The sequence below is a fragment of the Bradyrhizobium sp. WBOS08 genome (assembly GCF_024585125.1).
In the GTDB taxonomy this organism is placed as follows: Bacteria; Pseudomonadota; Alphaproteobacteria; order Rhizobiales; family Xanthobacteraceae; genus Bradyrhizobium; species Bradyrhizobium japonicum_B.
Genome location: NZ_CP028988.1, coordinates 1,599,089 through 1,616,603, shown reverse-complemented (window position 1 = coordinate 1,616,603; position 17,515 = coordinate 1,599,089). Strand labels below are relative to the sequence as shown.

Below are 17,515 nucleotides of genomic sequence, written 5' to 3'. Positions count from 1 at the left end.
CCCCGGAACGGTTCGACAGGATTGTTGCATTGAGCGTCGCCTTTACCAAGGAAGAAAGCGCCGAGACCGCGTCCGAGACGCTGTTGCCGGATCGCCCGATCTCGCCGCATCCCAACCTCGTGACGGAAGCCGGCCTGCAGGCGTTGCAGACCCAGCTTCAAGAAGCCCGCGAGGCCTATGAAGCCGCGCAAGCCATCGAGGACGTCAACGAGAAGCGGCGGCAATCGGCCGTGCCCTTGCGCGACGCCCGCTATCTGACGGAGCGGCTGCGCACGGCGCAGCTCGTTCCCGATCCGGTATCGAACGATGTCGTTGCCTTCGGCAGCACGGTGACCTTCAGCCGCGCCGACGGCCGCGTGCAGACCTATCGCATCGTCGGCGAGGACGAAGCCGATCCGAAGGCGGGGACGATCTCCTTCGTCGCGCCGGTGGCGCGGTCGCTGATAGGCAAGGCGGTGGGCGATGTCGTCGGGGCGGGCGCGCAGGAGATCGAGATTTTGTCGATCGCCTAGCAATGCGCGCTATCGACAGGATCGATCTCGTTCGCCTAAAGCATGATCCGGAACAGCGCGAGGCCGTCGTCTCCGCCAAACGAAGCGCGATGGTTGGATGAGACGGTTTCTATCGGGAGCGTTGCCGTTCTACGCGCTGGCCGGCCTTGCCGTGTGCATGTACCTCGTTCTGTACAGGACGAGCCTGTTCGACTTGAACGCGATCGTCCACGGCGCCACCGGGTCGGCATGGTTTCCGGCCTTCATGTTCGTCTGCGTGCTGCTGGAAGCGGTGTTCCCGTACTTCGGCTATTTTCCCGGAACGGCCTTGATCCTGATGTCGGTGGCGCTCAGTCCCAAGGCCGTGGATGGCTCCGTCTTCATCGTGGCGTGGCTCGCCATCATCCTCGGCGCCGTTCTCAGCTACGGACAGGCTCGTTTCTTCAGGCCGTTCCTGCAGCGGGTGGCCTCGAAGGCGGCCCTGCGCCGATGCGAATCGCTGTTCGATGCCTACGGTCGTTATGCGCGCATCGCCTTGTTCATTCATCCCAACGCCTGCGCGATGTATTTCACTGCGCTCGGGCTTCTCGGCCGCAATCTGATGCGGGAGCTCGCTTATCTCTGCGTCGGCGCCGCGGCCGCCGTCGGTATTCTGTTCGTCATCGTGACCCGTCTGGTGTCGTCCGTCGGCCCCACCGATGATGGCGAATTGCAGCTGCTGCTGGCCGCCGCGCTGGTCGCGATCGGGACCCTGGCCGGTCTCTACACGGCCTGGCGGACACAGCGGGCTGCGTGAAGCGAGCTGGTTGGATTGAACCGTGCTGCGGCTCCTTCACCTCTCCCGCTTGCGGTAGAGGTCGGCGCGTCCGGGCGATGCGAAGCATCGTCCCGCGCGCCGGGTGAGGGTTCTCTCCTCTGGGGGATTGTCCCATTGCGGAAACACCCTCTCCCCAACCCTCTCCCGCCGGGGCTACTGGATTCACACATCACTCTGGTTATCCCGTGGGGGGAGCATGAGGTGGGCGCCGCGTTTCATGGCTTGGAACTCGAGCCAACCCTGAAGCATGACGACCGGACCCGGCTTGCCGTAATAGCCCCCCTTTTTCCAGGCGACGGTCGCCAAACCGTCCCAGTCCGAGCTCCATGCCATCCTCCTGTCCAGGATGGACACGGAATCAGACATCCTTTCGGTCTTCAACAACGATGTGTGAATGCCGTAGCCCGCAAGCGGGAGAGGGAGCACACCTCCGCTTGCCGCAGCGTTGTTCCTCACACCTCCGTCAGCTCAACGCCCGTCAGCGCGCTCAATTTGCCGATCAACGCGTCCTGAAACGTCGGATCCGCCGCCTCGCTGGCCGGCTGCTGCTGCTCGAGATGATGCCAATAGTGTCCGCTGACCAGGGCCGCGGAATCCTCGCTGACCGCCAGCCAGGTTTGCGTCCGTTGCCCGGTGTCGATATCGACCGGCGCGCCTGCGCCGCCCATCCTCGTGCGCACCCAGCCGGGATCGACGGCGTTGCAGAGGACCTTGGGCCAGCGCCGCGCCAGCGCGAAGGCGAGCGCGACCACGTGCAGCTTGCTCTCGGCATAGGCCTTGGCCGCATCCCAGGGGCGCCTGGTCCAGTCGAGGTCGTCGAGGGAACCTTCTCCGCCCTGGTGCAATCCGCTGCTGAGATATACCAATCGGCTCGGCCGTTCGATCAGCGCCGTCAGCATGTAAGGCGCAAGCGTGTTGATCGCGAGCGTTTCGGCATGTCCTTCCGGCGTCGTGCCACGGTTCGGCCGCGTGTAGACGCCGGCGTTGTGGATGACCGCGTCCATGCGCCCGATCGCATTGACTTGCTCGGCGACTGCCTTCGTCTCGGCCGCGCTTGTGAGATCGCCGATCGCGATGCCCGTGCAGCGCGACCTCAGTTCGCCGAGTGCGTCGGCTCGATCGGCCGAGCGCGCGTGCAGCACCACGCGGTGTCCTTGATCGAGCAGCGATTGCGCTGCCGCCCGGCCGAGGCCATCGGTGCTGCCGGTGATGAAGATGATCGCCATGTGCCAATCCTTGCGAATGCCCCGGGACGCGCTCCAAGTGCCCGCGCGCCTTGGCAAAGTCGCCCCCAGGTGTTGCAGGTGGATCACATACAACCAGTCAAAAATGGATAATGTCAGACCAATTGCATGACGTATGAGATTCGTGGGGACGCTGATGAAGAAAAGGGTTGTCGTCAGCTTCATTGCGACCCGGGGGCACTACGCCTCCGGCAAACTCGCCACCATTGCCTCGCAATACATCAGGAGCAAATCCTCATCGGTCAATTGTGTCAGGTCTTCATCGCTAGCCGCGCAGCGCCTCAACAACTCGTCCCGAGATAGTTTTTTGTAAGCATCGACAAAGAACTCGAACATGTCATACCGATCCTTGGCAGGGCCTGATCGTTTACGCGTTTCACCAAAGATTGCGTCGCCGAACTCCTTCCACTCAGCTAAATCCGTATTAGTCATGGGTGCGGCTAATAGCGCGCTGCCCTTATCAGTCTGAACAGCGATTATGGCCTGCTTCTTATCTTCCTGAACGAGAACTGATGTTACCGTGCCGGTAACATTGCCGGCCTCAGGAAAAAAGTAAGTTTGGCCGATTCTCACCCGTGCCGACGTCGGTTGGCCATAGGTATCGGAAGGCAGGCGCCCATCGAAGGTAGTTGGAAATACTAGATAGTGTTGCAGGGCGGTGCAGATGTCGAACGCGTCAACAAATTTCCTTCTTGCTCGATACAGATCGGTGACTCTTATACGCCCCGACCTGTTGAAGTCGGGGAAGCCTAATCCAAAAGGAGCCGCGGCCATCGCTGGAAAATCGTTCGGAGCGCGATGAAAGTCTGCGTTCGTAACGAATATCAGCGCCTTAGCCTCCGCCACATTTTCAAGGCGTTCATAACGCTCAAGCCGCCTTATCGCGGGTTCAAGCCAGTGAGGGTTTCCGCTGGCGATAACCTTTGTCGGGACGTTGAGGTCGATAAAAATTAGACGATCATCTGCCGCCGGCTTAGCAAGCGCATCATTGAGATGCGGTATCAACCGTTGCAGTGGCTTGTCATCAGCGCCGCCGTCCGCCTCGCTCTTGCCGAGTAGCCCCGCGACAGATCGCATTTTGGCCTCGACCCAATACCGTTTGCCAGTTGCGCTTGAGATAGCAGCGAATTCGCAGTGCTTATTGTTGCCATCTGTCTCGTCTTCCAACGTTAACTTGAAGCCGGCCCGAATAAGAGTGCTGGCGACGATCAGTTCGTAGTAGGCGCCCTGAAACTGTCCTATGTCTTTAAGGCGGCACAATAGCCGTTCCTGCAGCTCGACATTGTGTTGTAGCAAATACAGTGCGTACGCGGTACCGAGATACGCAGCAACGGCGCCGGTGACCGGGGCGGACGCGACTTCACCGGCGTTCTTAATTGTCTTCTTTTGGTGCTCGTAACAGAGATGCGCCCACTGCATGAGCGGGTGCTGTTCTGCACTCGATTTAGCGAGTTCTCCCGCGGCCCACTCGGGCCCAAGCTTGATCTTGATGTAGTCGAGCAGAAAGTCGGGGAATGTCTTCCATTTGCTAGACCAGTGAACGTCGTTGCCGACGGAAACTATCTGCTGATTTGCGGCCCTAAAGCTGATGATGGGCCTCCCTTTGCCTTGCTGCTGCAGCCGGATCACCTCGGCGCTCGCGTCAGGTTCGGGAGGGAGGAAATAGGGCAGCGGATTGGGCAAAGGATCGGGCGACCCACGGTACGAACCGTGGCAGTGCTTGTATTTTTTTCCGCTGCCGCAGTGGCAGGGTTGATTTCGACCGAACTTGGCCATGGGCTCTTTAAGGAGCGAGATTTAGGTTGAGTAGGGCCCCATTAGGATATGAAGCTCGCTTAGACCATTGCCGGCTGCAAAACTCTTCACACGTAAGCCGCATGTTTTAGGTGGGGTTGATCACTAGTATGCGCTTGTTTTGCCCCATGGCAAAGAGGTGGATTCGGGAAAGCCGTAACCCCTTGATCCAACTGAGGCCGGCTACTGTGCATGGGGTTGTTTTCGCGATTTTGCCGGAGCGGGAGCAAGCGCCCCAGTCCGTCTAAACGTTTCGAGCTACGCTCGGACCCGCTTCGCCATGATTGGACGTGGCTGCGCCACGCGAAGCCTCTTGGCGAAGCGTGGTGGGCGCACAAGGGATCGAACCTTGGACCTCTCCCGTGTGAAGGGAACGCTCTCCCGCTGAGCTATGCGCCCGGGACCATCATGCAGGCGGCCGGACCTTGTCGGCCGGCCGGCGCATCGGAGCCCGCGATTTAGAAGTGCGGGCTTGAGGTGTCAAGTTTCCAGGTGCCGCGAGGTCGGAAAACCTCGCCCCGGTCACCGGATGCGCCGCGCGGAGGCGCGATTCGGGCCGCTTACGCGCCCTGCTGGCGGGCGCGGGAGGCGTGGGCCTGCAGCGCCCGGATCCGCTCGGCCAGCGTTCCGCCGCCTTCCGGCAGGCTCGGCGCGCCATTGGTCGCGGCGTCGTTGGCCGGGCGCGGCGCCGGCTTCGGCGGCTGGCCGGCTTCGGCCGCCAGCAGCGCCTCGATCGGCGAGTTCGGGCCTTCGAGCTGCATCGCGAGCTTGGCCACCTCGGCGGCGATGTCGTTGATGCGCTCGCGCAACAGCGCGTTCTCCATGCGCTCGGTCGCCCAGGAGCTCTCCGCCTGCTGCTGGATCGCGTTGACGTCGCGCTGCAGCTTGGCGCGCTCCTCGCGCGCGGTGCGGAGCTGCGCCTCGAGCGCGGTCTTTTCCGCGCGCAGGGTCTCGACGGCGGCCGACGACTTCGCGCTGCTCAAGCCGGCGATGTCGACGCGCAGGTCCTTGATGGTGCGCTCGGCCGCTTCATTGGCCTGGCGCAGCTGGTTGTTCTCGTATTCGCGCTCGGCGAGCAACTTGCCCTGCGTGGCGAGGCGGCCTTCGAGATCGGTGACGCGGCCGGACAGCATCTCGGCTTCCTTGACCTGCAACAGCAGCTGGCGATCGAGCTCGGTGACGCGCTGGCTGAGATTCTCGACCCGGCCACGCGCCTCGCCGAGCTCGCGCGAGGCGGTCTCGGATTCGGTGCGCTCCTGCGCGAGGCGCGCCTGGGTGGCGGCAAATTCCTTCTCGGCGTCGCCGACGCGGTTCTTCAATTCCTCGATCTGCGCGCGCACGGCGAGCAGTTCGACCTGGCGGCTCTCCGCCATCATCGAGCGATCGGAGAGTTCAGAGTTGATCCTGGCGAGCTCGGCCTGCTTGTCGGCCAGCGCGATCTCGGCTTCGCGCAAGGCTGCGGTCTTGGTGTTGAATTCCTCTTCGGTCGCGCGGAGCTGCTCCTTCACCGCTTTCTCGCGCGCCTCGAGCGCGAAGATCGTGGCGTTCTTCTCGCCGAGCTCGATCTTCATGCGGTTGATGGCGTCGCTCTTCTTGCCGAGCTCGGCGAGCTGGCTCGTGGTCTTGTTCTTGAGCTGGTCGACGCTCATCTCGAGCCGCCGCGCCGACATGGCGAATTCGGCGCGGAGCTGGTCCTTGTCGGCCTGGATCTCCGCCATCGACAGCGGCGTGGCGGCCTCCAGCCGGCGCGTGGTCAGGCGCACGGCGCGGTTATGCACCAGCGGCACGATGGCGAGCCCGCACAGCATCGACAGCAGGAAACCGATCGCCAGGTACATGATCGGTTCGACCATGGGGCAGAACTCCCAAGCTTAAGGAAAAATTCACCAACGACCATGCCATGGGGCGCCGGCGGAAAGCCAGCCCCGGCCTGTCGTTAACCTTGATCCGTAACCGGATGGGAGCAGAAGGACCTAGAACGGGTTCCAGGTCGCCCGCGGGGTGTATTTGAGATAGCCGATATTGGCGCCCAGCCGTAAGCCCAAGCCCGAGCGGATCGGCACCAGCACGATGTTGTTGGCGGTGAGCGCCGTCATGCCGAAGCCGCCGATGATATAGGCCGAGCCGTCGAGGCCGGCGAAGCGCTGGTAGATCGCGTTGGTGGCGGGCAGGTTGTAGACCAGCGTCATGGTGCGCGCGCCGTCGCCGCCCCAGTCGAAGCCGAGCGAGGGGCCCTGCCAGTAGACGCGCAGATCCCCGGCATTCTTGGTGTAGAGCGTGCCTTCGCCGTAGCGCAGGCCGGCGACGAAGGCGCCGGAACCTTCCTCACCCAGGATGTAGCCGTTGGGCAGGCCCCATTGGCTGACCGCCTTCTCGATGATCGAGGCGAGCCCGCGCGAGACGTTGCCGAAGAAGCGGTGGCCGGCCGTGACGAGCTCGTCCGGTCCGTAGGTGCTGGGCGTCGGGGTCCGCTGCGGCGGCGGCAGGTCCGGCGGCGGCGCCGTCTGGGCCGAAGCCGGCACGATCCAGCCGACCATCGCGGCAAGCGCGAGCGCAGCAAGGCGTGATGCGAAAGTCATGAAAGAACCCCTGGTACCGAATCCGGTCGCTTCCTTAACCTGACGCCAACAGGCATGGCTCTAGGTTGCGCCGGATGTCCCCTCGACTCGGATGTTATCCGTAGCAACTATGACGGCACAACGGCAGGAAGATAGCCCTTTGCGCCCCGGAATCGCCTTGATCGGGCTCCTGGTCTGCCTGCTGTCGGGCATATGGACCGCCGGCTCCGGCTTGCCGGCCGAGGCCGCCACCACCGAGCGGGTCGTCGTCAACCGTTTCACCGGCGTCGCCATCGAAGGCTTCGACCCCGTCGCCTATTTCGTCGATGGCCAGGCGGTGCAGGGCACGGCGGAGTTCGAGGCGAACCTGTGGGGCGCGGTCTGGCGCTTCCGCAACGAGGGCAACCGCGCCTCCTTCCTGGCCCATCCCGAAATCTATGGACCGCAATTCGGCGGCTACGATCCCGCCGATATCGCCCGCGGCGTCACCATCGCCGGCAATCCCCGTTTCTTCGCGATCGCGGCGCAGCGGCTGTATTTGTTCAGCCGGGAAGCCAATCGTGACGCCTTCGCCGCCAATCCGGAACGGTTCCTCTATGAGGTCGGCAAGCGCTGGCCGGCGCTTCTGGAACAGCTCGGTCAGTAGCGGCTTACCGCATGCGGATCGCCCCAGGCGACGAATTCCGGGATGATGAAGCCGTTCGCCTGCCGCGCACCGAAGCGCAGCTCGCCGCCTTGGCCGTCGGTCACCCTGCCGCCGGCCGCGGTCACGACCGCAGCACCGGCCCCGACGTCCCATTCACAGGTGGGCCCGAAGCGGGGATAGATGTCGGCGCTGCCTTCCGCGATCCGGCCGAATTTCACGGCCGAGCCGCAGGTCTTGCGCACGGCGTTGGGCCTGCCATCGATGAAGGCCTCGCTCCTGGGATCGCCATGCGAGCGGCTCACCGCTGCGATCCAGGGCTCGCCTCGCGCCGGCAGCTTGCGGGTGTGGATCGGCTCGGCCGCGCCGATGGTCGCGCCGTCAAACCTTACGCGCTCGGCGCCGCGGCCGACGATGCCCCGCCAGAGCACGCCGAGCGCGGGCGCGCTGACGATGCCGAGCAGCGGCACGCCTGACGTCACCAGGGCGAGGTTGACGGTGAACTCGTCACGACCGGCGACGAACTCCTTGGTGCCGTCGAGCGGATCGATCAGGAAGAAGCTGGCGTCAAACGGCGGCGAGGCGAGCTGGGCCCGCTCTTCCGAGAGCGTCGGGACGTCGTCTGCGAGCTGGGCCAGGCCCTCGGCAATGATGCGGTCGGCGGCGAGGTCGGCCTCGGTCACGGGCGAGCCATCCTGCTTGCCCTCGACCTGCATCGCCGCGCGGTTGACCGACAGGATCGCCTCGCCCGCCTTCACGACCAGCGCCGTCAGCGGCTCCATCAGCCCGGAGGCGGCCGCGCCGTCGATGATCCGCTTCACCTGGATGCCTCAATCATCGGCAATTCGTTCCTTCTGGACTGATTCGGCCCGATCGATTGATCGGGCTTATGTCCGCCTCGACCCGATCGCAAGCTAGCTGCCGCGGGCTGGCGAATGTTAGAACCCGCAGCATCCGTCAAGCATGCGTGATTCGCGGCGTCCAGCGCCGTGCAATTCCAGGAACCCTCCAGGACCCCTTTATATGTCTGACGCCTCGTCGCCCGCGACCGCTACTGCTCCCGATATGCTCGAACTCGCCGCGCTGCTGTGCTCGCGGGTCTGCCACGATCTCATCAGCCCCGTCGGCGCCATCGTCAACGGCCTCGAGGTGCTCGACGACGATCCCAAGCCCGAAGACCGCGAGTTCGCGCTCGACCTGATCCGCAAGAGCGCCAAGACCGCCTCGGCCCGGCTCCAGTTCTGCCGTCTTGCCTTCGGCGCGGCCGGCTCCTCCGGCGCGCAGATCGATCTCGGCGATGCCCAGACCATGGCGAAAGGCCACATCGAGGACGGCAAGTGCTCGATCACATGGAATCTGCCGCGGCTCCTCCTGCCGAAGAACCGCGTCAAGCTGCTGCTCAACATGCTGGTCGTCGCCCAGCACACGATCCCGCGCGGCGGCATGCTGACGATCGACCCGATCGGCGAGGGCGAGACGATGAGCTTTCGCATTACCGCGACCGGTCACAACGCGCGCCTGCCGCAGAACATCTCCGAGCTGCTGAGCGGCGAGCGCGGGCCGGCCGCCGATGCGCACGCGATCCAGCCTTATTATACGCGGCTGCTGGCGCAGGCCTGCGGGCTCACCGTGAAGCTCGCGCCGGAAGGCGAAGCCATCACCGTTACCGCTTCGTAAACGTCGCGTCGCGTCCGGCCTCTTAAGCAAATCTTTACGAGGCGCTTCGGCTTGTCCGGAGCGCCTTATCTCTTTGTTGGTTCCGTTCTTTTGCACATACTCAACCAATATTAAACGCTTTGCGGTGAAGCTGGCATCATTCCGAAATGGCGCATCACACCTCGTGCGCGCCCTTCCTGTATGAAGGCCTTTTTCATGGATGATCTGTTGCGGGAGTTTCTGACGGAGACCAGCGAGAGCCTGGACACCGTGGACAATCAATTGGTGAAGTTCGAGCAGGAGCCGAACAACGCCAAGATCCTGGATAACATCTTCCGCCTGGTCCACACCATCAAGGGCACTTGCGGCTTCCTCGGCCTGCCGCGGCTGGAAGCGCTGGCTCATGCCGGCGAGACCCTGATGGGCAAATTCCGCGACGGCATGCCGGTGACGGCCGAGGCCGTGACGGTGATCCTGTCCTCGATCGACCGCATCAAGGAGATCCTCGCAGGGCTCGAAGCCACCGAGGCCGAGCCCGAGGGTAACGACCGCGACCTCATCGACAAGCTGGAAGCGATGGTCGAGCAGGGCATGGCGGCGATGTCAGCGTCGGCGCAGCCGATGCCGGCAGCAGGTGCAATCGCGGCGGCTCCCGTCGCCGACGCCCCGCCGCTGGTGCCGGAAGCCCCGGTCGCTGCGCCCGCCAAGGAGATGGCGACCGGCACGCTGATCGACCAGACCCTGGAGCGTCCGCTCCGTCCCGGCGAGGTCTCGCTCGACGAGCTGGAGCGCGCCTTCCGCGAGACCGCGATCGAAGCGCCGGTGCCTGCGCCGGTGGCCAAGGCCGAAGTGAAGCCCGAGGTGAAGGCCGAGCCCGCTCCCGAAGCGCCGGCCGCCAAGGACGCAAAACCCGCCAGGGAGAAGGCCGCGCCGAAGAAGTCGATGGCCGACGAGGGCGCCGGCGAGGGCGCGTCCATCGCCAACCAGTTGCTCAATCTGCGCGGCCGCATCGTCACCGTGGTCGACATGCGCGCCCGTCTCGGCCTGCCGCAGCCCGAGGACGGCAAGGTGCCGATGGCGGTCGGCGTCGACCTGCGCGGCGAATCCTACGGCCTGCTGATCGACCAGATCGGCGAGGTGCTGCGCCTGCCCGAAGCCGGCATGGAAGAGAACCCCGTCAACCTCGATCCCCGCATGGCCAAGCTCGCCGGCGGCGTCCACCGCCTCGACGGACAGCTCATGGTCGTCCTCGACGTCGATCGCGTCCTCGAGCTCGCGCCCGAGATGATGGCGGCCTGATACCGCGGCCTCACCGCCGGCGGACCTGCAATTGGAAGTGCCCCCCAACGGGGGGAGGAAGCAGAGGTTCACATGCGCACTTGTCTCGTCGTTGATGATTCCAGCGTCATCCGCAAGGTTGCGCGCCGCATCCTGGAGGGCCTCGACTTCCAGATCCTCGAAGCCGAGGACGGTGAGAAGGCACTGGAAGCCTGCAAGCGCGGCTTGCCCGACGCGGTGCTGCTCGACTGGAACATGCCGGTGATGGACGGTTACGAGTTTCTCGGCCATCTCAGGCGGATGCCCGGCGGCGACCAGCCCAAGGTGGTGTTCTGCACCACCGAGAACGACGTCGCGCATATCGCGCGCGCGCTGCATGCCGGCGCCAACGAATACATCATGAAGCCGTTCGACAAGGATATCGTCACGGCGAAATTCCAGGAAGTCGGCCTTATCTGAGCGATCCGCCGGTGGCCGACCGGATTCTTCGGCGCCCGTTTTCAACCGTACCCTTTCAGTCTGAGTTGGTGAGTAATGAGTGTTGCGTTCGCAGGGAATTCGGGCACGACGGCGTCGCGCGAAGCAGGGCCGCTGCGGGTGATGATCGTCGACGATTCCGTCGTCATCCGCGGTCTGATCTCGCGCTGGGTCGGCGCCGAGCACGACATGGAGGTCGCAGCCTCGCTGCGGACCGGGCTCGAGGCGGTCAACCAGATCGAACGCATCAACCCTGACGTCGCGGTACTCGACATCGAAATGCCCGAGCTCGACGGCATTTCGGCGCTGCCGAGGCTGCTGGCGAAGAAGCGCGATCTGGTCATCATCATGGCCTCGACGCTGACCCGCCGCAACGCGGAAATCAGCTTCAAGGCGTTGTCGCTCGGTGCGGCCGATTACATTCCGAAGCCGGAATCGACCCGCGAGGCGTCGGCCGCGGATATCTTTCATCACGACCTGATCCAGAAGATCCGTCATCTCGGCGCGCGGCTGCGGCGCAAGTCCGCAGTCGCGAGCCCGCCGCTGGCGCCCGCGAGCCCGGCTCCGGCCCCGCGCGGTCCCGTTGCGCGGCCCGCCGCGCCCGCTGCGACCGTGCCGGCCGCGCCGTCGGGATCGCTGGCGCTTCGCCCGTTCTCCAATCAGGCTCCCAAGGTGCTGCTGATCGGCTCCTCGACCGGCGGTCCGCAGGCGCTGATGGCGCTCGTCACGGAGCTCGGCCCGGTGATCGACCGCTTTCCGGTGTTGATCACCCAGCACATGCCGCCGACCTTCACGACCATCCTCGCCGAGCATCTGGCGCGTTCGAGCCGCCGGCCGGCAGCCGAGGCGGTCGACGGCGAGCCGGTGAAGCCGGGACGGATCTATCTTGCGCCCGGTGGCAAGCACATGCGCGTCGCACGCAACGGCGCGGACACCGTGATCGCGCTCGACGACGGTCCCGCGGTCAATTTCTGCAAGCCCGCGGTCGACCCGCTCTTCATCTCCGCCATCGACATCTGGCACGGCAACATTCTCTCCGTGATCTTGACGGGCATGGGCTCGGACGGCATGCGCGGCGGCAAGGACATCGTTGCCGCCGGCGGCAGCGTCATCGCGCAGGACGAAGCCTCCAGCGTGGTCTGGGGCATGCCGGGCGCGGCGGCCAATGCCGGCATCTGCGCGGCCATCCTGCCGCTCAACCAGATCGGCGCCAAGGTCAACCGCCTGTTCGCGGGAGACCGCTCGTGACACCCACCGATTACGACTATCTGCGCAAGTTCCTGAAAGAGCGCTCCGGCCTCGACCTGTCGCCGGACAAGCAATATCTGGTCGAGAGCCGGCTGTTGCCGCTGGCGCGCAAAGCGAGCCTTCCCGGCATTCCCGATCTGGTGCTGAAGATCAGGAACGGCGACGGCCGGCTTGCGACCGACGTGGTCGAAGCCATGACCACCAACGAGACTTTCTTCTACCGCGACAAGATTCCGTTCGATCACTTACGCGACACCATCCTGCCGGGCCTGATCCAGGCGCGCGCGGCGCGCAAATCCTTGCGCATCTGGTCGGCGGCGTCCTCGACCGGGCAGGAGCCCTATTCGATCGCGATGTGCGTGAAGGAGATGGGCGCGGCTCTCGCCGGCTGGCGCATCGAGATCGTCGCCACCGACCTGTCGCAGGAGGTGCTGGAGAAGTCGAAGGCCGGAATCTACAGCCAGTTCGAGGTGCAGCGCGGCCTGCCGATCCAGATGCTGGTCAAATATTTCAAGCAGACCGGCGAGCTCTGGCAGCTCAATGCCGACATTCGCGCCATGGTGCAGTTCCGCCAGCTCAATCTGCTGCAGGACTTCTCTCATCTCGGCACGTTCGACGTGATCTTCTGCCGCAACGTGCTGATCTATTTCGACCAGGACACCAAGGCCGTGATCTTCGAGCGGATGGCGAAGGCCCTGGAGGCCGACGGCACGCTGCTGCTGGGGGCCGCCGAATCCGTCGTCGGCATCACCGACGCGTTCCGCCCCATCGCGGACCGTCGCGGTCTCTACCAGCTCAATCCCGCCCGCTCCGGCCGCCCGATGGGCGGATTGATGCCGCAGCCGCTGAAGCTCGCCGCGGCGAAGTGAGTTCTTTCTTCCTTCTTCCCCTTGTGGGAGAAGGTGGCATAGGCGGCCTTCGGCCGCCGTCCTTAAGAACGCCGAAGCGGAGCTTCGGCTATGGCGCCGGATGAGGGGTTGCTTCAGCAAACTCCATTGCGAGATGTGTGCGAGGATAGAGACCCCTCACCCGTCTCGCCGCTTCGCGGCGAGCCACCCTCTTCCACAAGGGGAGAGGGAAAGAACGCGACTCACAAAATCGCATGCGGCAGAAACCGCGAGCGGTTGCCCGTGATCGGGCTCTCGTCCTCCCGGATCGACAATCCGCACGGCTCGTGATTCACCAGCCAGCTTCCCACCACCGGATAGAAGCCCGAGAAGTTCGGCAGCGGTGACAGCGCCTGGCGCACGAAACCTTCGGCGCCGTAGGGGCCCGCCTGCTCGTCGAGCGGCATCCCGCCGGACACCAGCGTGACGTTGGCGCCTTCGCGCGACAGCAGCGGCTTGCGCACATAGGACGTGCCGAGCTCGGCAGCGCGCGGATCATCCTCGAAGAACGCCGGCAGCAGGTTGGGATGGTTCGGAAACATCTCCCACAGCAGCGGCAAGATGCCCTTGTTGGAGAGCACGGCTTTCCATGGCGGCTCGATCCAGCGCGTCGGCGCGCCCCTGAGCTTGGCGCCGAAGGCGTCGTGGAACATCCACTCCCAGGGATACAGCTTGAAGGCGAGCGCGATGTCGGTCTCGTCGAGATCGACGAAGCCGCCGCCCTCGTCGCGCCAGCCGACTTGCTCGATGTCGAGCAGGGTAGTCGACAGCCCGGCCTGACGCGCGGTGTCCTCGAGATAAGCGAGCGTGCCGGCATCCTCGGCGTTGTCGGTGGTGCCGGTGAGATGGAGATGCTGGCCTGCTGCAATCTCCTTCCACGCCGCAATCAGCCGTTCATGGATCGAGTTGAACTGATCGGCGCGAACCGGGACGATGCGGCGTTCGATCGCCTGCTCGAGCCAGGTCCATTGGAAGACGGCAGCCTCGAACAGCGAAGTCGGCGTATCCGCGTTGTATTCGAGCAGCTTGGCCGGCGACTTGCCGTCGTACTTCAGATCGAGACGGCCATAGAGGCTGTGATCGTCGCGCCGCCAGCTTTCGGCAATCAAGTTCCAGAACGCTTCCGGTATCTGCAAACGCTGCAGATGGCGCTCGTCGCCGATGACGCGGCCGGCAAGCTCGAGGCACATCGCCTCGATCTCGCCGGTCGGCGTTTCGATGCCGCGCTCGATCTCGTCGAGCGTGAAGCCGTAATAGGCACGCTCGTCCCAATAGCGTTCGCCGTCGATGGTGTGGAAGACGAAGCCGCATTGCGCCGCGGTCTCTCGCCAGTCGTCGCGCTCGAGGCAAGTGATGCGCTGCATGGATCAGCCGCCGCCGGAGAAGCCGTGGCCGAACGAGCCGAAGCCGCCGCGGCTCACGCTGCTGTGGCCGGAATCGGATGAGGTTGCCGACGATGAATGGCTCGACGAATCGCTGCTGAACAAGCTCGATCGCGACGACCAGCGCGAGCTGCTGCCCGAAGAGCTGCCGCTGCTGCTACTACTGCATGTCGTGGTGGTCTGCCCCGGCACGGCGCCAGGGGTCGGCTCGCAGTTTTGCCGCGGCATCAAGGTGTAGGCGGTGGTGCCGACAGCGATCGTGCCCATCACCAGCAGGGCGACATGGCCGGAGCGCTTCACCGGCGGACGCGGAGGCGGTTTCTCGGCCACCGGCCGGCGCTTGCCGAATTCCTTCTTGGAGGATCTGTCCGCCATCTCAATAGATCATGCTGGCAGCGTTGAGGAGGCCGGCCGCAAGCGAGGCCAGGCCGAGCCAGATCGCGGGCGCAAGTTCGCCGGCATCGATCCGCTCGGACAGGTTCGGCACCGGCACCCTGACGAGATAGAACACGATGACCTGCACGATCAGCGCGATCGTCGCCCAGATCAGGCAGTCCAGCACGTTGGCCGAATGCGCGATGGCGCTGACCAGTGGTGCCACGAAGCCGAGCAGGCTGAGGCCGAGCGCGATCGCCGCGGCCGGCTGATTGTCGCGAATGAGCTGGAATTCGTTGTGCGCGGTGATGCGGGTGTAGACGAACAGATAGGCCACGACCGCGATCAGCCCGGTGCAGAAATAGACCAGGAAGGCGGGCAGGCCGGCCAGTGATTGCAGGATCATCGTTCCCCCATCGTGCAGCGACCATTCGTCGGCCGGGGAAGGATAGCGGTTCAAACGTTAAGAGATGAAGCTGTCGCCGCGAGGGTAGTGCACCTCTCCCGCTTGCGGGCAGGGCTATCGCATGGCGCTTGCGAGACCTGAGCGCGCGCCTCGTCCTTCGAGACGACCGCTTTCGCGGTCTCCTCTCCATGAACACCGATTAGGCGCCGGTGGCTGGATAGGGAATGATTTGCTGACCGAGCTGACGAGCCAGCCGGCGCAGAATGCGGTGTTTGGTTTCCAATACTTTCTCCTCGTATTGAGCCACGAGATGTGTATAAGAGACAGCCCCAAGGGTGACCCCGATGGCCCCAGCTCCAATGCCCCCCAATATCCCCGCGAGCTGGGGCCCCTTTTTTTCAGACCGGCGGCGACGCAGCCCGGAGCTTTGCCGACGCATCACCATTCCGGTGTGCAGGCGCGAACGTAGGCGGACACCATGAAATGGATGCTTGTGGTCCTCGTCGGTGGCGTCGCGCCCGTCAATACCGATCTCGTGTTCGACAAGTTCAGCGACTGCCTGTCCGCCGAGGCGCAAATGCGACAGCATTACTCTGACGCGTTCGAGGCCTGGGACCGCGTGGCTGCGGCAAGAATCGACCGGCGTAGCGATTACAGGAAAGCCCGCGAACTCGAGGCGAAAAGATTGCTGAGCAACGTCGGGACCTGTGTACCTCATGGCGGGGGAGATTCTGTCACGACGGCGGAGCCGCCCAAGCCGCCCGCCGCACCTTCACAGCAACCTGCTGCGCCGCCGCAGCCGGCGCCGCGAACCTAGCAAGACGCGCGCCTCATCGAAAAAGGCCGCGCTCATTGGGAGCGCGGCCGTTCGGGACGACGCGCAGCCCTTAGCGGTGGTGATGGTGCCAACGATGCCGCACGACGGGATATGATCGGGGGTAATAGGCGTAGGCGGGGCGCACGACGCGGCGATAGCGATAACCGTAGGAAACGGGCTGGGTGTAGTAGGTGGTCGTGGTGTATCCGCCGCCCCAACGATACGGTGCATCGTACGCATAATCGTAGGCGTAAGGGCCGCCATAATAGCCGGCACCGTAATAGCCCGGACCGTAGCCGTCGTAGTAGCCATGGCCGGGGCCCCATCCATATGCCGAGGAGGCAAGTCCGCCGATCACGGCACCTGCGACAAGGCCGCCGGCAAGTCCCGGTCCCCAGCCTCGCCAGTGGGCTTCAGCTGGAGACGTCGCAGCGATCGAGCTCAAACCAAGAGCGCCGGCCATCAGCGCCGACATTGCGATTTTGTTCATCGAGATACCCTTTCACATCGCATGACTTCCGCCCCGGAGATAACGGGAAAAATAGGTAATGGTTGCCAAGTGAAAGATCGTCCCCGCCAAGAGCCAATTCGCTGCATGAGAGTCCAAAACCGTCCCGCGCGATGTCGTCCGTTCGACCAAAGATATCGGGAAAAATTGGAAACATCAGCAGGTGCCTTGAGTTGGCAGCGATGGATCCGCTGTTCTGGAGAGCAAGCATCGTGGACGACGTCTTGAAGAACGCCGCCGAAACGGCCTGGACAGTGTACCGGGCGCGGCATCCCGACGTCGACGCATGCGACAGTCGGCGATGCCTGCTGGAACGCCATTTGCTCAGGAGAAGGGAAGAGCGCGAGAGCGATGACGAAGAGCTCGTCGGCTTCGGGATAGCCTACCTGTCCCGGCTTCCCAGCGACGAATGTTGACGAGCATGAAGATGCTCGTCGCGCGCGTAGCCCGCGGAAGCACAAGGCCGAGTTGGACGCTGCTGGCGATTTCGTTTCTCATCTCGGCGGTCATCGTGATCGCCTTGCGCATCATCTTCGGCAGCTAGCTGCGGAGACACCCCGGATGCCGGCCCGGATCGCCCCGAAGGACTCCAGGGTCTAGGGCAGGGGACTGCAGTCCAGGACCTTGATCCTGCCGGAGGTGTCAAACGCCAGAACCGCGCTCATGACGCCCGCACTGGTGAGGTAGGAGATCACGGTTCCCCGGTCCGAAGGATTGAGATCGTCCAACGTGTCCGCTGGATATTTTCGGAGGTGCTCGATCCAATAGGCGCGAAGTGCTTCGCGGCCGGTGACGGTCTGGACGCCGCTGCAGCCGCAGTGCACCACGGCATCGTCGGCATGAAGGTCCAGGATCGCATCGATGTCGCCGGCGCGATAGGCGTCAAGCCAGTCGACCGCAACGGCCATGGGGTCAAAGGAGATATTTGTCACTG

General features: G+C 64.2%; 21 protein-coding genes and 1 tRNA gene. 11 read left to right on the top strand and 11 right to left on the bottom strand.

Going from position 1 to position 17,515, the window contains the following annotated elements; genetic code table 11:
- Positions 1-29 precede the first annotated feature (29 nt).
- Together greA and DCM80_RS07845 are read left to right on the top strand one after the other, a co-directional pair.
- On the top strand, positions 30-512 hold the full coding sequence (greA, locus tag DCM80_RS07850; RefSeq protein WP_257196452.1) for a transcription elongation factor GreA: 483 nt from the start codon (positions 30-32) through the stop codon (positions 510-512).
- 97 nt (positions 513-609) lie between these two features.
- On the top strand, positions 610-1,287 hold the full coding sequence (locus DCM80_RS07845; protein ID WP_257196451.1) for a hypothetical protein: 678 nt from the start codon (positions 610-612) through the stop codon (positions 1,285-1,287).
- A gap of 473 nt (positions 1,288-1,760) precedes the next feature.
- On the opposite strand, the gene DCM80_RS07840 is transcribed toward DCM80_RS07845, so the two are convergent.
- The 5 genes from DCM80_RS07840 to DCM80_RS07820 all read right to left on the bottom strand — a co-directional run bounded on the left by DCM80_RS07840 (position 1,761) and on the right by DCM80_RS07820 (position 6,925).
- Complete coding sequence (locus DCM80_RS07840; protein ID WP_257197893.1) at positions 1,761-2,534, bottom strand: SDR family NAD(P)-dependent oxidoreductase; 774 nt, start codon at positions 2,532-2,534, stop codon at positions 1,761-1,763.
- A 198-nt stretch (positions 2,535-2,732) separates the two neighbouring features.
- The gene (locus DCM80_RS07835; RefSeq protein ID WP_257196450.1) at positions 2,733-4,328 is read right to left on the bottom strand and encodes an SEC-C domain-containing protein; all 1,596 of its coding nucleotides are present in this window, start codon (positions 4,326-4,328) and stop codon (positions 2,733-2,735) included.
- A gap of 342 nt (positions 4,329-4,670) precedes the next feature.
- Positions 4,671-4,745, bottom strand: a tRNA-Val gene (locus DCM80_RS07830).
- 161 nt (positions 4,746-4,906) lie between these two features.
- The gene (locus DCM80_RS07825) at positions 4,907-6,199 is read right to left on the bottom strand and encodes a hypothetical protein (RefSeq protein ID WP_257178139.1); all 1,293 of its coding nucleotides are present in this window, start codon (positions 6,197-6,199) and stop codon (positions 4,907-4,909) included.
- A gap of 120 nt (positions 6,200-6,319) precedes the next feature.
- Positions 6,320-6,925 (bottom strand): DUF1134 domain-containing protein, encoded by a 606-nt coding sequence (locus tag DCM80_RS07820; RefSeq protein ID WP_028134577.1) that lies wholly within the window; start codon positions 6,923-6,925, stop codon positions 6,320-6,322.
- Between the two features lie 139 nt (positions 6,926-7,064).
- Between DCM80_RS07820 and DCM80_RS07815 the strand changes: the two genes are divergently transcribed.
- Positions 7,065-7,550 carry a YHS domain-containing (seleno)protein gene (locus DCM80_RS07815; RefSeq protein WP_257196449.1) on the top strand — a complete coding sequence of 162 codons (486 nt, stop codon included), beginning with the start codon at positions 7,065-7,067 and terminating at the stop codon, positions 7,548-7,550.
- Here DCM80_RS07815 and cysQ read toward each other — a convergent pair.
- The gene (gene cysQ, locus DCM80_RS07810; RefSeq protein WP_257196448.1) at positions 7,544-8,368 is read right to left on the bottom strand and encodes a 3'(2'),5'-bisphosphate nucleotidase CysQ; all 825 of its coding nucleotides are present in this window, start codon (positions 8,366-8,368) and stop codon (positions 7,544-7,546) included. The two genes, DCM80_RS07815 and cysQ, sit on opposite strands and share 7 nt — an antisense overlap.
- Before the next feature lie 202 nt (positions 8,369-8,570).
- Here cysQ and chpT point away from each other — a divergent pair, with 202 nt between their 5' ends.
- From chpT to DCM80_RS07785, 5 genes are all read left to right on the top strand, one after another.
- A complete protein-coding gene (gene chpT / locus DCM80_RS07805; protein ID WP_028134580.1) occupies positions 8,571-9,224 on the top strand; it encodes a histidine phosphotransferase ChpT in 654 nt (217 codons plus the stop codon).
- A 195-nt stretch (positions 9,225-9,419) separates the two neighbouring features.
- Positions 9,420-10,502 carry a chemotaxis protein CheW gene (locus DCM80_RS07800; protein ID WP_257196447.1) on the top strand — a complete coding sequence of 361 codons (1,083 nt, stop codon included), beginning with the start codon at positions 9,420-9,422 and terminating at the stop codon, positions 10,500-10,502.
- Between the two features lie 72 nt (positions 10,503-10,574).
- On the top strand, positions 10,575-10,940 hold the full coding sequence (locus tag DCM80_RS07795; RefSeq protein ID WP_007600538.1) for a PleD family two-component system response regulator: 366 nt from the start codon (positions 10,575-10,577) through the stop codon (positions 10,938-10,940).
- 75 nt (positions 10,941-11,015) lie between these two features.
- Complete coding sequence (locus DCM80_RS07790) at positions 11,016-12,206, top strand: chemotaxis response regulator protein-glutamate methylesterase (RefSeq protein ID WP_257196446.1); 1,191 nt, start codon at positions 11,016-11,018, stop codon at positions 12,204-12,206.
- A complete protein-coding gene (locus tag DCM80_RS07785) occupies positions 12,203-13,075 on the top strand; it encodes a protein-glutamate O-methyltransferase CheR (RefSeq protein WP_257196445.1) in 873 nt (290 codons plus the stop codon). Before DCM80_RS07790 ends, DCM80_RS07785 begins: the two co-directional genes overlap by 4 nt.
- Positions 13,076-13,296: 221 nt before the next feature.
- Here DCM80_RS07785 and DCM80_RS07780 read toward each other — a convergent pair whose 3' ends face one another.
- Genes DCM80_RS07780 through DCM80_RS07770 form a run of 3 tightly spaced genes read right to left on the bottom strand, consistent with a single transcriptional unit; the run spans position 13,297 to position 15,256 of the window.
- The gene (locus tag DCM80_RS07780; RefSeq protein ID WP_257196444.1) at positions 13,297-14,457 is read right to left on the bottom strand and encodes a glutathionylspermidine synthase family protein; all 1,161 of its coding nucleotides are present in this window, start codon (positions 14,455-14,457) and stop codon (positions 13,297-13,299) included.
- 3 nt (positions 14,458-14,460) lie between these two features.
- Positions 14,461-14,850, bottom strand: coding sequence for a hypothetical protein (locus DCM80_RS07775; protein WP_257196443.1), 390 nt, complete (start codon positions 14,848-14,850; stop codon positions 14,461-14,463).
- 1 nt (position 14,851) lies between these two features.
- Positions 14,852-15,256, bottom strand: coding sequence for a DUF350 domain-containing protein (locus DCM80_RS07770; RefSeq protein WP_257196442.1), 405 nt, complete (start codon positions 15,254-15,256; stop codon positions 14,852-14,854).
- Positions 15,257-15,734: 478 nt separating this feature from the next.
- Between DCM80_RS07770 and DCM80_RS07765 the strand changes: the two genes are divergently transcribed.
- A complete protein-coding gene (locus tag DCM80_RS07765; protein WP_257196441.1) occupies positions 15,735-16,073 on the top strand; it encodes a hypothetical protein in 339 nt (112 codons plus the stop codon).
- Between the two features lie 70 nt (positions 16,074-16,143).
- Here the strand turns inward: DCM80_RS07765 and DCM80_RS07760 are convergent, their stop codons facing one another.
- On the bottom strand, positions 16,144-16,563 hold the full coding sequence (locus DCM80_RS07760) for a hypothetical protein (protein ID WP_257196440.1): 420 nt from the start codon (positions 16,561-16,563) through the stop codon (positions 16,144-16,146).
- 200 nt (positions 16,564-16,763) lie between these two features.
- Here DCM80_RS07760 and DCM80_RS07755 point away from each other — a divergent pair, with 200 nt between their 5' ends.
- Both DCM80_RS07755 and DCM80_RS07750 read left to right on the top strand, forming a co-directional pair.
- Positions 16,764-16,997, top strand: coding sequence for a hypothetical protein (locus DCM80_RS07755; protein ID WP_257196439.1), 234 nt, complete (start codon positions 16,764-16,766; stop codon positions 16,995-16,997).
- Between the two features lie 5 nt (positions 16,998-17,002).
- On the top strand, positions 17,003-17,125 hold the full coding sequence (locus DCM80_RS07750) for a hypothetical protein (protein ID WP_257196438.1): 123 nt from the start codon (positions 17,003-17,005) through the stop codon (positions 17,123-17,125).
- Positions 17,126-17,177: 52 nt separating this feature from the next.
- Here the strand turns inward: DCM80_RS07750 and DCM80_RS07745 are convergent, their stop codons facing one another.
- Complete coding sequence (locus DCM80_RS07745) at positions 17,178-17,513, bottom strand: nuclear transport factor 2 family protein (RefSeq protein WP_257196437.1); 336 nt, start codon at positions 17,511-17,513, stop codon at positions 17,178-17,180.
- Positions 17,514-17,515: the final 2 nt, after the last annotated feature.